This window comes from Nocardia sp. alder85J, from assembly GCF_020176955.2.
Taxonomy (GTDB): Bacteria; Actinomycetota; Actinomycetes; order Mycobacteriales; family Mycobacteriaceae; genus Nocardia.
Genome location: NZ_JAIUCZ020000008.1, coordinates 411,919 through 425,994, shown reverse-complemented (window position 1 = coordinate 425,994; position 14,076 = coordinate 411,919). Strand labels below are relative to the sequence as shown.

Below are 14,076 nucleotides of genomic sequence, written 5' to 3'. Positions count from 1 at the left end.
TCCTCCCTCGTCGCGTCGACCACTCCAGGCTGCCTCTTGACGCAGCGTCAAGGTCAAGCCCGCGCGAGACGACGGACGATCGGGTCACCGCCGGGGAGCGGGAGTACCCGTACCGGATCCGGCGGCGCGGGACGGGACCGGGGCGAGCGATCCGGCGGCGGGGGTCGAGGCGAGCGGGGTGGGAGGTGGGGTCGGGGTGGAGTCCGTGCCGGCGGGCGTGCCGGAGGCACGGTCGGGCAGGAGGTCACCTGCCGGGCGCGGGACCGGGTGCAGCAGGGCGTTCAGGGCGCCGAGGTCGACCACCTGGACGCCGAGGGCGGCGGTGGCGACGATGACGCCGTTGCGGAACTGCCGGTAGGTGCCGAGGTCGCCGGGGAGCGGCTGCTCGGGGCCGAGCGGGGCGCCCAGCGGGCCGGTGCCGCCGCCGGTTTCGGCGTATTTGGCGTCGATGAGGGTCTGCGGGCGGGGAATCGGCGCGATGTCGGGGCGTGGGACGGCGGTCAGTTGCTGGGGCGCGGGGCCGAGGTCGAGGGTGGTGATGTCGATCGGCTGCCCGCCGTCCGGGGCCGAGGAGTATTCGGTGCGCAGGATGCGGCCGGTGCGCAGCAGCACCTGGCCGAGGGTGGCCTGCACGGCCGCGGTGGCCCGGTCGTCCTCCCGCTCGGTGCCGGGATATTGCTGGCAGTCGGTGGTGTCGCAAGTCTGGGCGTAGGGGTAGCGGTGTTCGGCCAGGGCGTAGGAGCGGGCGGCGATCGCCTGGGCGCGCAGGGCCTGGACGCCGCCGCGGTCGGCCCAGTTGGCCTGCATCTCGGCCGGGACCACACCGAGCAGGTAGTCCTCGACGTCGACGGCGTTGACAGTGCGGGCGGCGTCGCCTTCCAGGGCGACGCCGAGGGCGCCGCGATAGGCCCCGCTGCCGCAGACCTTCAGATGCTCGGCGGCGGGGCGATTGCTGCCGGGGTCCAGGGGGTAGGCCCACGGGTCGTCGGTGTGCCCGCGCCACAGCACGCTGCCGTCGCAGTCGATTGTGACGACCACGTCGGCGCCGCCGTCGGGGGTGGGGGTCAGATGGGCCGCCTGACCGGCGACCACCCGGCGGCCGGCCACCAGCAGGCCGGTGTCGGAATAGACGTCGAGGGTCTCGCCGTCGTCGGACATCAGGCGGACCCGGACCGCGCTGCGGGGGACGGCGGCCAGCGTCGCGCCGGGGTAGTAGCTGAGCAGGATGTGGTCGGCCGAGGCACCCGCCGCGGCCTGTTCCATCGCGCCGAACTGGCTCATGCCGCGGCCGTGGCCGATACCGGCCAGGCGATAGGCCGTGTTCTCGCCCGGCGGGCCGGGCGTCGGCCAGGCCGCGGCGACCACGCCGGTGGCCGTGAGCAGGCCGGCCAGTCCGGCCGGCACCGTCCGGCGTTGCCCGTGCCACCGGTCACCGCGTCGTACCACCGCAACCTCCGTCGTATCGGGGCCCACCGGATCGGACCCGGATGTGATCACGCCGTGACCCCGGTATCGGCATGTCCCACCGATCACTTCTCGATGCGCAGCTACATTCGGGGCAACTCTGGGTAATCCTCTACTAGAGATTTAGGTTTGTACAGCCGGGACACGTCGGGCCATGGATCGGTCGGATATCAATTCTCCGCACTGCCGACGGCTGACGGGGTCCTACCTGGAATGGGAGATGATCGTGCCGGATCGTAGACGTAAACGCCCCTATGTTCTCCCGGTCGTCGCCGCCATCGCGGTCGCCGCGCCGCTGGTCACCGCTTACTCGATACGTCAACCAGACAGCTACCGACCCGCGAACGACAATGGCGTCGCCGCCGTACCCGCCCGGATGGCCGAGGTGGCGCTGGCCGCCGCACCCGATGTGACGCTGCCGCTGCGGGAGCTGACCGGGCTGAACCTGCCGGATCTGCACCTGTCCGATCTGCGCAAGGTGCCCCTGCCGACCGCGATCCAGCTGCCGCCGGGACTGCCGCCGATCATGCCCGGCCTGGCGCTACCCAGTCAGATCCCGTTGCCGCAGTTCGACGGTGGGCCGGCCGCGCCGACGACACCGCGCAATGCCGCGCCCGCGACCTCGGGTGCGCCGACGGCGCGGGTACTGCCCGGTCCGGTCCCGCCGCCCGTCCCCACCCCGCCGGCGCCCGGTGCGCCGCCGGCCGTCGGCGTTCCGGCCGGTCCCGGCACTGCGCGGTCGGCCACGAACGACTCGTCCGATCCGGTCGTGCCGAACTCGACGCCGAACCCCGGTGGCGCGTCGACCACCACGACGGACATGTCGTCCGATCCGGCCGCCGCGTCCACGAACGGCCCGTCACCCACCTCGGCCGCACCCACGACCACGTACGACCGGTCAGCGGACCGGGTCGCCTCGCCGTCGGTGACCGGCGCTCCGTCGCCGTACTCGGCCGGAACGCCGTCCGCCCCCGGCACGCCGACCCCGTCCCCGGCGGGCACGCCCGCCGCTCCCGGTGCGCCGCACCCGTCCACAGCGGGTACGCCGTCCATCACCGGCGCGCCGACCCCGTATTCGGCCGGTACACCGTCTGCCGACAACACACCGACCCCGTACTCGGCCGGTACACCGTCCATCACCGGCGCGCCGACGCCGTACACGACCACAACGCCGTCCGCCGCCGAGCTTCCGGCGGCCTACCCGGCCGGCACGACCGGCTCGTCGCCGGGTCCGGCGGCTGCCCCCGCCGTCACCCAGTCGAATCCGGCCGCGGGCGCGATCTCGGGTGAGCGGTTGCGGGCCGCGCCGGGGGCGGGGTCGGCCGCCGGTGGTTCCGGTGGGCCGGTGACCACGACGATCGTCCCGGATCCGGCCGGGACGGCGGGCCGGTCGCGGGCCGCCGACAGCGGTGCGGTGATCCCGGCGGGCGCCGACCCGAATTCCCCGGCGCTGGCCCCGGGCGCGCTGCCACCCGAACTGGCCGATCGGGTCGGAGCGACGGTCAAGGAGCTCAGCCGGGACACGCCGTTCAGCCTGGTGGCCTTCACCGCGAAGGATCTGGCGGGCACCACCACCCTGGTCCGCGCCAAGCAGGCCGACGGCGGCTGGGGGCCGTGGTACGCCACCGATCGGGTCGACACCCGGCGCAGCGATCACCTCGCGCCGAGCGCGGACGATCGCACCGGCACCGAGCCGATCTACGTCGGTGAGACCAAGGCCGTGCAGGTGCTGGTCACCCGCGGGGCCACCACGCCGGTGGACGCCCGGGTGGCCACGCCGCGGCGGCAGGATCTCGCGTCGGACGGCGTGGGCGTCGTCCTGCCCGAAATGCACAGTGCGCCCAGCGATTACCCGCTGGCGCCGGAAGCCGCTGCGGCGCCGCCGAATTCGCTGCCCGCCTCGCACGACACGGCCGGGCCGGAGTCCTCCGATCCGGCCATCGTGCCGAATCTGCCGGAGTACCAGCGTGATCCGTCCGACGCACTGTCGAGCGCACCAGCATCGGACGATCCGAGCCGGACGCTGGCGGCGGTACTGATCGATCCGGGCCGCGGCCTGATCGACGAGAACCTGTCCACGGTCGCCACCGCGCTGCCCGGCGGCGGCCCGCGGGTGATCAGCCGCGCCCAGTGGGGCGCCGACGAATCGCTGCGCTGCTCGGAGCCCACCTACGACGACGGCGTCAGTGCGATCACCGTGCACCACACCGCGGGTCGCACCGAATACACCCAGGCCGAATCGGCCGGGATCGTGCGGGCCATCTACGCCTATCACGCCCGCAAGCTGGGCTGGTGCGATATCGGGTACAACGCGCTGGTCGACAAGTACGGGCAGATCTTCGAGGGCCGGGCCGGTGGCCTGGACCGGCCGGTGGAGGGCGCGCACGCGGGCGGTTTCAACGAGAACACCTCCGGGGTCGCGCTGATGGGCAACTACAGCGACGAGGCGCCCAGCGAGGCGGCGCTGCAAGCGGTCGGACAGTTCATCGGCTGGCGGGCCCGGATGGCGGGGCTGAATCCGAAGGGCAGTACGACGCTCTATTCGGAGGGCACCATCTACAGCAAGTACGACCAGGGCGAGGCGGTGAAGCTGCCGATCGTGTTCGCGCACCGCGACGTCGGCAACACCAGCTGCCCGGGTGACGCGGCCTATGCGCAGATGGATCGCATCCGCGACCTCGCGGCCGCGGCCGCCGCCTCTCCTGGCGGCGACGCCGACCCACCGACGAATCCGGCGAACGTCGGGGTGGCCTTCCCGCCGCTGCCGCCGCCCCCGGCCGGGGCGCCGGCCCGGATGCCCGGCCCGCAGACCGATCTCACCGCGCTGGCGGAGCTGACCACCCGGCTGCTGGGCCTGGTCAACGACAACATCATCGCGCGGTACTGGTCCGGGCAGGGCGGTCCGAACGGCCGGTTGGGCGCGGCCGCCTCGGAACCGCGCCGGACCAGCGACGGCGGTCAGTACGCCCGCTTCGTCAACGGCTACGTGTACGCGAGGCCGGACGGACAGGTGGTCGAGGTGGTGGGCCGCCTGATGGACCGCTTCCTGCAACTCGGCGCCGAGGCCGGCGTGCTGGGCCTGCCGACCCGCAACGCCTATGCGGTCCCGGACGGCCTGCGCTCGGACTTCCAGTACGGATCGCTGATCCTGAACCAGCTCACCGGGATCGTGACCACGCTGGTCAGCTACTACGCCGAGGTCTCCCAGCGCAGCGCCGATCCGGCGGGCGCGGCGCGCGGCCAGGCGCCGAGGGCGGCACCGGACCCGGCCGCGCCGAACGGCGCTCCGGCGCCCGGTGCGACGGCACCGGGCCCGAACGGGGCCGGACCGAATGCGACAGGGCCGAACACGCTGGGCCCGAACCCGCTCGGCCCGAACACGGCCGGGCCGAGCGCAACAGGGCCCAATGCGACGGGGCCGAGCGCACCCCGTGGATTACCCACCGGAAGTTTCTGAGCTCACCCACGATTCGCGACGAGCGGTACCCACCGGACCAGTGGGTACCGCTCGTTTCGTACAGCCGGTCGCCGGTCACTGCCGGTCGCCGGTCACAGCCGGACACCGGTCACAGCTGAGCCGGCCACTGCCGATCGCCGTGTTCAGCCGCTCGTCGTTCAGCCGTTCGTCGCGTACCACCGGGCGGCCCGGAGCACAAACCTCAGCTCCACCAGCGCTCGAGGATGCGCGCCACGCCGTCCTCGAAGTTGGTGCCGGTGACCTCGTCGGCGGCGGCCAGCGCGGCCGGGTGGGCGTTGGCCATGGCGACGCCGTGCCCGGCCAGTTCCAGCATCGGCACGTCGTTCGGCATGTCGCCGAAGGCGATCAGCGCGGCGTGTTCGACGCCGAGGCGCTCGGCGACCGTCGCCAGGCCGGAGGCCTTGGTGACACCGGGGGCGGAGACCTCGATCAGGCCGTTGTTGGTGGAGTAGGTGATGTCGGCGCGGCCGTCCAGGGCGGGGGCCAGCGCCGTCACCATGTCGGCGCTCTGGGCGCCGCGCACCCGGATCAGCATCTTGATCGCCGGGGCCGCCACCACCTCGGCCCGCGACACCCGGGTGTCGTCGGGGTTGAGCCAGGCGTGCTCGTATTCGGGCGAGCTGACGAACTGCGGGGTGGCGGCGTCGTGCGCGCTGCGGCCGACCCGCTCGGCAGCCAGGCCGCAGCCGGGCAGCAGCCGCTCGGCGAGGCCCGCGATCCAGTCCAGCTCGGCCGGGTCCAGCGTGCTGGACTCCAGGATGCGGTCGGTCGCGCTGTCGTAGACCACCGCGCCGTTGCCGCAGACGCACAGCGGGGCGTGGGCCAGGCCCGCCACCACCGGGGCGATCCAGCGCGGTGGCCGCCCGGTCGCCAGGACGAACGGCACGCCGTCGGCGACCAGCGCGGCGACCGCGGCCCGGGTGCGCGCGCTCACCTGCTCCCGCTCGTCGATCAGCGTGCCGTCGACGTCGGTAGCCACCATCTTGGGTTTGTGCAGGTACGGAACGGTCACCGGAGCCTCCTTGTCGGCCGGGACGGGGTCCGCCAGGATACGCCATGCAACAGTCGAGCGTCCCCCGCCGATATGAACACGACCGTCGCGAATGAGACGATTCCCGCATGTCGCCGCGCGTGCATGCCGGGCCGACCCGCGTGGCGGTCCCTATGATCAGGGGCTAGTAACCGACCCGAGGGGACCGATGACCGGCTTTCTGCTGCGGCGCGCGCTGAACTACGTCGTACTGCTGATCCTGGCGTCGTTCCTCACGTTCGCCCTGGCGTCGCTGACCTTTCATCCGCTCAACAATCTGGAGCAACGCAATCCGCGCCCGCCGCAGTCGGTGATCGATGCGAAGGCCGCGGAACTGCATCTGAACGAGCCGATTCCGCAGCGCTATCTGACCTGGGCGAAGGGCGTGACGCACGGCGATTTCGGGAAGACGCTGGCCGGGCAGCCGATCAGCAAGGAGCTGCCGCGCCGGATCGGCGTCAGCCTGCGGCTGCTGCTGATCGGTTCGGTGGTGGGCACCGTGCTGGGCGTGTTGATCGGCGCGGCGGGGGCGATCCGGCAGTACCGCTTCAGCGACTACTTCACCACGATCGTCTCGCTGCTGTTACTGAGCACGCCGGTGTTCCTGCTCGCCACCCTGTTGAAATACGGTGCGCTGCAAGTCAACTCGGCGACCGGCGCGCAGATCTTCCTGTACACCGGCGAAACCTCCGCCAATGCCGTGCACGGCTGGTGGAACCAGTTCGTCGACCGGTTGCAGCATCTGATCGTGCCGAGCCTGGGCCTGGCACTCGGTTCGATGGCCGGCTACAGCCGCTACCAGCGCAACGCCATGCTCGACGTGTTGCAGAGCGACTTCATCCGCACCGCGCGCGCCAAGGGGCTCACCCGGGGCCGGGCGCTGTACAAACACGGCCTGCGCACCGCGCTGATCCCGATGGCGACACTGTTCGCGTACGGCCTGGGCGGCCTGATCACCGGCGCCACCTTCACCGAGAAGATCTTCGGCTGGCACGGGGTCGGCGAGTGGTTCATCGACGGGGTCAACGCGAACGACCTGTACATCGTGGTGACCGTCACCGCCTTCACCGGACTGGTGGTGCTGGTGTCGGGCCTGTTGTCCGACATCGTGTACGCGATGCTCGATCCGCGCGTGCGGGTGGGATGAGGGTGGTGACAGCATGACCGATGCCGAGATGATCGTGCAGGGTGCGCCCGAGCCCACGGCGGCCGGGCGACGGACGCTGGTGTGGCGGCGGTTCCGCCGCAACACGTCGGCGGTGGCGGCGGCGATCGTGCTGCTGCTGATCGTGGTGGCCGCGTTCGGGCTGCCACCGCTGTTGCCCTACAAGTACGCCCAGCGCGACAGCTACGCGCTGCAACAGCCGCCGAGCCCGAAGCACTGGTTCGGCACCGACACCATCGGCCTGGACATGCTCGCGCAGACCCTGCACGGCTTGCAGAAGTCGTTGGTGATCGGCATCTGTGTGGCCATTCTCACGTCGGTGATCGCGGTGACCGCGGGCTCGGTGGCCGGACTGGTGGGCGGCTGGACCGACAAGGCCATCATGTGGCTGGTGGATCTGCTGCTGGTGGTGCCGAGTTTCATCGTCATCGCGATCTTCGCCCCGCGTACCAAGGGCAGCGGCTCGATCCTGCTGCTGACCGCGCTGCTCGCCGCCTTCGGCTGGATGATCAGCGCGCGACTGGTCCGCGGTATGACGCTGAGCCTGCGCGATCGCGAATTCGTCCGGGCCGCACGCTATATGGGGGCGAACACCTGGACGGTGATCACCACCCACATCGTGCCGAACATCGCCTCGATCGTCATCATCGACACCACGCTGGCGGTCGGCTCCGCGATCATGTCCGAAACCGGTTTGAGCTTCCTGGGTTTCGGTGTGCAACCGCCGGACGTGTCGCTCGGATCGCTGATCGGCCGCGGCGCCGACCAGTGGACCGCGCCCTGGATGTTCCTGTTCCCCGGCGGCGTCCTCATCGTGATCGTGCTGTGCGCCAACCTGATCGGTGACGGGCTGCGGGACGCCTTCGACCCGAGTTCCCAGCGCGCCCGGGCCCGCCGCCGCACCTCGGAACCCGCCGCGACCACCCCCGCCGACGAGAAGGTCCACGCGTCATGACCGAGCGCAACCTGTCCGCGGCGCCCCTGCTCGAGGTGACCGATCTGGCGGTGTCGTTCCCGGGCGAGGAGGGCCGCATCGACGCCGTGCGCGGGGTGACCTACTCGGTGTCCGACGGTGAGGTGCTGGCCATCGTCGGCGAATCCGGCTCCGGCAAGTCGGTGTCGTCGCTGGCGGTGATGGGACTGCTGCCCGATCAGGCCCGGGTGCGCGGCTCGATCCGGCTGCGCGGGCGCGAACTGCTCGGCCTGGGCGACCGGCAGTTGTCGGCGCTGCGCGGCAGCCGGATCAGCATGGTCTTCCAGGACCCGCTGTCGGCGCTGACCCCGGTGTACCGGGTCGGCGACCAGATCGCCGAGGCGCTCACCGCACACAAGAACATCGGCCGCAAACAGGCCACCGACCGGGCGATCGAACTGCTGGACCTGGTCGGCATCCCCGATCCGGCCGTGCGGGCGCGGGCCTTCCCGCACGAGTTCTCCGGCGGGATGCGGCAACGCGTGGTCATCGCGATGGCCATCGCCAACGATCCCGAACTGATCATCTGCGACGAGCCCACCACCGCCCTGGACGTGACGGTGCAGCGGCAGATCCTGAACCTGTTGCGCACCGCGCGCGACATCACCGGCGCCGGCGTCGTGATGATCACCCACGACATGGGGATCGCGGCCACGCTGGCCGACCGGGTGGCGGTGATGTACGCCGGGCGGATCGTGGAGACCGCCCCGGTGGGAGAGTTGTTCAACGCGCCGCGGATGCCATACACCGTGGGCCTGCTCGGTTCCATCCCGCGGCTGGACGGCCCGCCCCGCACCCCGCTCGTCCCGATCCTCGGCAGCCCGCCGGCCATGCACGCGCTGCCGCCGGGCTGCCCGTTCGCACCGCGCTGTCCGGTCGCGATCGACGACTGCCGCAGCACCGAACCGCCGCTGACACCGCTGGCCCCCGAGCACGCGGCCGCCTGCCTGCGCACCGGCGAGGTGGGCACCGGGGAGCTGTTCACCGCGTACCGCCGCGAGGTCGCCGCCGCGGCCGCGGACAGCGCCGATGAGCCGGAAGCGCCGGTGGTGCTGCGGGTCTCGGGACTGAGCAAGACCTTCCCGCTCACCTCCGGGGTGGTGTTCCGCCGCCGCACCGGGGAGGTGAAGGCGGTCGACAGCATCGACTTCGAGGTCCGGGCCGGGCACACCCTGGCGCTGGTGGGCGAGTCCGGCTCGGGCAAGTCCACCACGCTGACCCAGATCATGGATCTGGTGCGGCCGGAGGCCGGCACCGTCGAGGTGTTCGGCGCCGACGTCGCGACGCTGACCCGGGACCAGCGCCGCGCGCTGCGGCGGCGGATGCAGATCGTGTTCCAGGACCCCTCGGCCTCGCTGGATCCCCGGCTGCCGATCTTCGACGCGCTGGCCGAACCGCTGCGCGTCGACGGCCGCGGCCGCGACGAGATCCGCCGCCGGGTACCGGAACTGCTGAAACTGGTGGGATTGCAGCCGGAGAGCGCCGACCGCTATCCCGCCGATTTCTCCGGCGGGCAGAAGCAGCGCATCAACATCGCCCGCGCGCTGGCGCTGGACCCGCAGCTGCTGGTGCTCGACGAGCCGGTGTCGTCGCTGGACGTGTCGATCCAGGCCGGGGTGCTGAACCTGTTGCGGGACCTGCAACTCGAACGCGGACTGTCGTATCTGTTCGTCTCCCACGATCTTTCGGTGGTCCGCAATCTGGCCCACGACATCGCGGTGATGTACCGCGGCCGGATCGTCGAATACGGCCCGGCGGAGCGGATCTTCGCCGACCCGCGGGACGAGTACACCCGGGCGCTGATCGACGCCGTACCGGTTCCGGTCGTCTCACGATAGGAGGGCATCGTGCGGATCTCCGCGCGCGCAGTGCCGGCGGCGGCGGTCGCCGTGGCCGTCGTGCTCGGGCTCGGCGCCTGCTCCGGGGGCGTGACCGCGCCTGCCGGACCCACGGCGCTGGGCACCACGAACGACATCAATCCGAAGCCCCGCGACGAGGTGCGCGACGGCGGCAACCTGCGGCTGCCGACCCCGTCGGTCCCCGACAACTGGAATGTGCTGTCCAACGACGGCAACGACGGCGATTTCGCCGATATCGTGCGGCCGATGCTGCCGCAGGCGTTCACGATCGACGCCGCCGGGCAGCTCGAGGTCAACCACAACTACTTCACCGACGTCCAGCTGACCAGCACCGATCCACAGCAGGTCACCTACACCATCAATCCCGAGGCGGTGTGGAGCGACGGCACCCCGATCACCTGGGCGGACATCGCCGCTCAGGCCCATGCGCTCAGCGGCGCCGACAAGCGCTTCCTGATCGCGATCAACAACGGGTTCGACCGGGTGACCAAGGTGGAGCGCGGCGTCGACGACCGGCAGGCGGTGCTCACCTTCGGCACGCACTACGCCGAGTGGCGGGGCCAGTTCTCCGGTAACTCGATGCTGTATCCGAAGGCGGTGACCGGCGATCCCGACGCGTTCGACCACAGCCTGGTCAACGGGATCACGCTGACCGCCGGGCCGTTCACGGTGCAGTCCGTGGACCGCACCCAGGGCCGGATCGTGCTGGGCCACAACCCGAAATGGTGGGGCGACGCTCCGAAGCTCGACACCATCACGTTCAGCGTGCTGGACCGGACCGCCTGGCCCGCCGCCCTGCAGAACAACGAGCTGGACGCGGCCTGGCTGAGCACCAGCAACGATGTGGCCGCGGTCCGCGGTTCACCGGGGGTGGTGATCCGGCGGGCGCCGGGCAACCGCTGGCGGCAGCTCACCTTCAACGGCGCGCCCGGCTCGATCCTGGCCGATCCGCAACTGCGCGTGGCACTGTCGAAGGCGATCGATCGGCCCGGCATCGCGGCGGCCGCGCTGCGCGGGCTCACCGACACCCCGGTGCCGTTGAACAACCACGTCTTCCTGGAGGGGCAGCCCGGCTACCGGGACAACAGCCTCGGCTACGACCCGGCCGCCGCGGCGGCCGAACTGGATCGGCTCGGCTGGACGATGCAGGGCGACGTGCGGGTCAAGGGCGGGCGCCGGCTGGAGATCCGCGACGTCATGTACAACGATCCGGCCTGGGTGCAGATCGCCCAGATCATCCAGGACAACCTGGCCAAGGTCGGGGTGAAGCTGACCATCGATGTGCGGCCGGCGCAGAACTTCTTCGCGGGCGTGGTGATTCCGGGCGATTTCGATCTCTCCCAGTTCTCCTACCAGGGCGACCCGTTCCCGCTGAGCAGCCTGCCGCAGATCTACGCGCTGCATCCCGACGACGAGCAGGGCAATTTCGGCCGGATCGGCTCACCGGAACTCAACGACCTGATCGACCGGACGCAGTCCGAACTCGATCCGGCCAAGGCGATCGACCTGGCGAATCAGGTGGACCGCACGGTATTCGAGGAAGGGCACTCGCTGCCGCTGACCCAGGACCCGGGCAACTGGGGGGTGCGCGACACCGTCGTCAACTTCGGCGCACCCGGCCTGGCCTCCTACGACTACACCGTCATCGGCTTCGCGAAATGACACCCATCCCGCCGAAAGGAGCGACCCCATGCGGCTTCGTCCACTGGTGACCAGACTCGCGATCCCGGCGGTCGCCGCCGGACTGCTGGTGACCGGCTGTAGCGTCGGCACCACGCCGTCCGGTACCGCGGCCATCGGGACCACCAACGACATCAATCCGCACGATCCCGCCGATCTGCGCGACGGCGGCAACCTGCGGATGTCGATCAGCTCCTTCCCGGAGACCTTCAACGCGTTGCACGTCGACATGGACGCCGATGTCGCGCAGGTCATCGACCCGCTGATGCCGTCGCCGTTCAGCACCGACGCCGGCGGGCTGTTCACGGTGAACCACGACTACTTCACCGACGTGAAGCTGACCGGCACCAATCCGCAGCAGGTCACCTACACGATCAATCCCAAGGCGGTGTGGTCCGACGGCACGCCGATCACCTGGGAGGATCTCCAGTCCGAGGCGACCGCGCTGGCCGGGGCGGACAAGGGCTTCCAGATCAACAGCCCGTCGGGTTTCGACCGGGTCGCGAAGGTGGAACGCGGTGTCGACGACCGGCAGGCGATCGTCACCTTCACCCGGCCGTACGCCGAGTGGGAGGGGCAGTTCAGCCCGCTGTATCCCAAGGCGGTGACCGCGAATCCGCAGGCGTTCAACGATCTGGACCGCAGCAGCCTCGCGGTCAGCGCCGGGCCCTTCGTGATCACGAACATCGACCGCACCCAGAACCGGATCACCCTGGGCCACAATCCGAAATGGTGGGGTGACGCTCCCAAGCTGGACACCGTCACCTTCAGCGTGCTGGACAGCAGCGCGGTGCTCGGCGGCATCCAGAACAACGAACTCGACTACGCGTACATGTCCGGCCTGTCGAACGTGACGGCGGCGCGCGCCACGCCCGGCATCACCGTGCGGCGCACGCCGGAGCCGTCGTTCAGCGTGCTGACCTTCAACGGTGCGACGGGGTCGATCCTGGAGGATCCGAAACTGCGCCTCGCGGTGTCGAAGGCGATCGACCGGCAGGCCATCGTGAACGCCAGCCAGCACGGCGTGGTCGACGATCCGAAGCCGCTGAACAACCACATCTTCATGGCCGGACAGAAGGGCTACCAAGACAATTCGGCGCCGGTGGCCTTCGATCCGAATCAGGCCGCGGCCGATCTGGACGCGCTGGGCTGGAAGCTCAACGGCGACGTGCGGGAGAAGGACGGCCGCAAACTGGTGCTGCGGGACGTGATGTACCAGCAGGATCTGTGGGTCGACACCGCCAAGATCATCCAGGAGAACCTGGCCAAGGTCGGCGTGAAGCTCGACATCCAGACCTTCCCCGGGCAGAGCCTGTTCACCAATGTCATCAATCCGGGCAATTTCGATCTGGCGCAGTTCAGTTGGAGCGGCAGCACACTGCCGCTGGGCGCGCTGGAGCAGATCTACGCCTACCACCCGGACAATCCACAGGGTAACCACGGGCGGATCGGCTCGCCGGAGCTCAACACCCTGATCGACCGGACCCTGTCGGAACTCGATCCGGACAAGGCGGTCGCGCTGGCCAATCAGGCCGACACGATGATCTGGCAGGAGGGCTTCTCGCTGCCGCTGAACCAGGCGTCGGGCAACTACGCGGTCCGCTCCGATCTGGCGAATATCGGCGCGTACGGGCTGGCCTCGGCGAACTGGACGAAAATCGGCTTCCTGAAGTGAGTTCCGGTCACCCGCTGGCCTATCCGATGCTGACGGCGCTCGGCGCCCTGGTCGTCTGTCTGGCCTGGATGCCGTTCGCCGATCCGGAACAACTGGCCATGCTGGTGACCGTGGCGCTGATCGTGGCGGGGTACAGCGCCGTTCGCATGCTGGTGGCCCGTGGGGCGCTGTCGGCGGTGCCGCCGGTCACCGTCGCGGGCGAGCGGGTCCGGCAACAGCACCGGCTGCTCAGCCGCTCCTGGCTGGAGTACCGGGTCGACGGCCGGACCCGGTGGCTGCCGGTGTATTTCGATCCGGCCCTGGTCGCGCTGCCGGCCGCGACGATCGAATCCGGGGACGGTGTCGTGCGATTCGACGAGGTGCGGGTGTATCCGTCCGGGCGGCACCGGGATTCGGAACCGGTGGGCCGATTGATCGACAATCCGGCCCACCCCGACCCGGACGCCCCGGCCCGCGCCACCCACAGTGCCCGGCTGCGCCGCCGCCTGCTGCTGGACGGCCAGTACGCCATCGCGGCCCCGTTCGCGGGACTGCTCTGGCTCTACGTCGCGGGCGGCGGACTGGCCGCCTACTGCGGGGCCACCGTCGTCGCGGCCGCCGTGGCCACCTGGCTGCCTGCCATCCGGGGCTCCGACCCGAGCTGAGTGCCGGCCCGAGCGCTGCCCGCGTCGAGGCCCGGCGGTCGGGTGACCGGTGCGAATCATGCTGAGGCCGAGCGATCCACTGCGACCCACGACGGTCACCGCCGTGCG

The 14,076-nt window shown here is 70.7% G+C and carries 9 protein-coding genes; 7 read left to right on the top strand and 2 right to left on the bottom strand.

What is annotated here, in order from left to right:
• Positions 1 to 84: 84 nt before the first annotated feature.
• A complete protein-coding gene (locus LBW94_RS30105) occupies positions 85 to 1,446 on the bottom strand; it encodes a SpoIID/LytB domain-containing protein (protein ID WP_225058074.1) in 1,362 nt (453 codons plus the stop codon).
• A gap of 172 nt (positions 1,447 to 1,618) precedes the next feature.
• On the opposite strand from LBW94_RS30105, the gene LBW94_RS30100 reads away from it, so the two are divergent.
• On the top strand, positions 1,619 to 4,921 hold the full coding sequence (locus LBW94_RS30100; protein WP_266272458.1) for an N-acetylmuramoyl-L-alanine amidase: 3,303 nt from the start codon (positions 1,619 to 1,621) through the stop codon (positions 4,919 to 4,921).
• A 202-nt stretch (positions 4,922 to 5,123) separates the two neighbouring features.
• Here LBW94_RS30100 and LBW94_RS30095 read toward each other — a convergent pair whose 3' ends face one another.
• A complete protein-coding gene (locus LBW94_RS30095; protein ID WP_225058152.1) occupies positions 5,124 to 5,924 on the bottom strand; it encodes an HAD family hydrolase in 801 nt (266 codons plus the stop codon).
• A 217-nt stretch (positions 5,925 to 6,141) separates the two neighbouring features.
• Between LBW94_RS30095 and LBW94_RS30090 the strand changes: the two genes are divergently transcribed.
• Genes LBW94_RS30090 through LBW94_RS30065 form a run of 6 tightly spaced genes read left to right on the top strand, consistent with a single transcriptional unit; the run spans position 6,142 to position 13,968 of the window.
• The gene (locus LBW94_RS30090) at positions 6,142 to 7,119 is read left to right on the top strand and encodes an ABC transporter permease (protein ID WP_225058072.1); all 978 of its coding nucleotides are present in this window, start codon (positions 6,142 to 6,144) and stop codon (positions 7,117 to 7,119) included.
• 13 nt (positions 7,120 to 7,132) lie between these two features.
• The gene (locus LBW94_RS30085) at positions 7,133 to 8,092 is read left to right on the top strand and encodes an ABC transporter permease (RefSeq protein WP_225058071.1); all 960 of its coding nucleotides are present in this window, start codon (positions 7,133 to 7,135) and stop codon (positions 8,090 to 8,092) included.
• Positions 8,089 to 9,948, top strand: a complete 1,860-nt coding sequence (locus LBW94_RS30080) for an ABC transporter ATP-binding protein (protein ID WP_225058070.1) — start codon at positions 8,089 to 8,091, stop codon at positions 9,946 to 9,948. Before LBW94_RS30085 ends, LBW94_RS30080 begins: the two co-directional genes overlap by 4 nt.
• A 9-nt stretch (positions 9,949 to 9,957) precedes the next feature.
• On the top strand, positions 9,958 to 11,631 hold the full coding sequence (locus LBW94_RS30075; protein ID WP_416276976.1) for an ABC transporter family substrate-binding protein: 1,674 nt from the start codon (positions 9,958 to 9,960) through the stop codon (positions 11,629 to 11,631).
• 28 nt (positions 11,632 to 11,659) lie between these two features.
• On the top strand, positions 11,660 to 13,324 hold the full coding sequence (locus LBW94_RS30070; RefSeq protein WP_225058069.1) for an ABC transporter family substrate-binding protein: 1,665 nt from the start codon (positions 11,660 to 11,662) through the stop codon (positions 13,322 to 13,324).
• Positions 13,321 to 13,968 (top strand): hypothetical protein, encoded by a 648-nt coding sequence (locus LBW94_RS30065; RefSeq protein ID WP_225058068.1) that lies wholly within the window; start codon positions 13,321 to 13,323, stop codon positions 13,966 to 13,968. The genes LBW94_RS30070 and LBW94_RS30065 overlap by 4 nt, the downstream gene beginning before the upstream one ends.
• Positions 13,969 to 14,076: the final 108 nt, after the last annotated feature.

What these genes read in the sequence shown, in the direction of transcription:
- LBW94_RS30100 (WP_266272458.1), top strand. Translation starts at nt 1,619, where the DNA reads ATGGATCGGTCGGATATCAATTCTCCGCACTGCCGACGGCTGACGGGG.
- LBW94_RS30095 (WP_225058152.1), bottom strand. Translation starts at nt 5,924, where the DNA reads ATGGTGGCTACCGACGTCGACGGCACGCTGATCGACGAGCGGGAGCAG.
- LBW94_RS30090 (WP_225058072.1), top strand. Translation starts at nt 6,142, where the DNA reads ATGACCGGCTTTCTGCTGCGGCGCGCGCTGAACTACGTCGTACTGCTG.
- LBW94_RS30085 (WP_225058071.1), top strand. Translation starts at nt 7,133, where the DNA reads ATGACCGATGCCGAGATGATCGTGCAGGGTGCGCCCGAGCCCACGGCG.
- LBW94_RS30080 (WP_225058070.1), top strand. Translation starts at nt 8,089, where the DNA reads ATGACCGAGCGCAACCTGTCCGCGGCGCCCCTGCTCGAGGTGACCGAT.
- LBW94_RS30070 (WP_225058069.1), top strand. Translation starts at nt 11,660, where the DNA reads ATGCGGCTTCGTCCACTGGTGACCAGACTCGCGATCCCGGCGGTCGCC.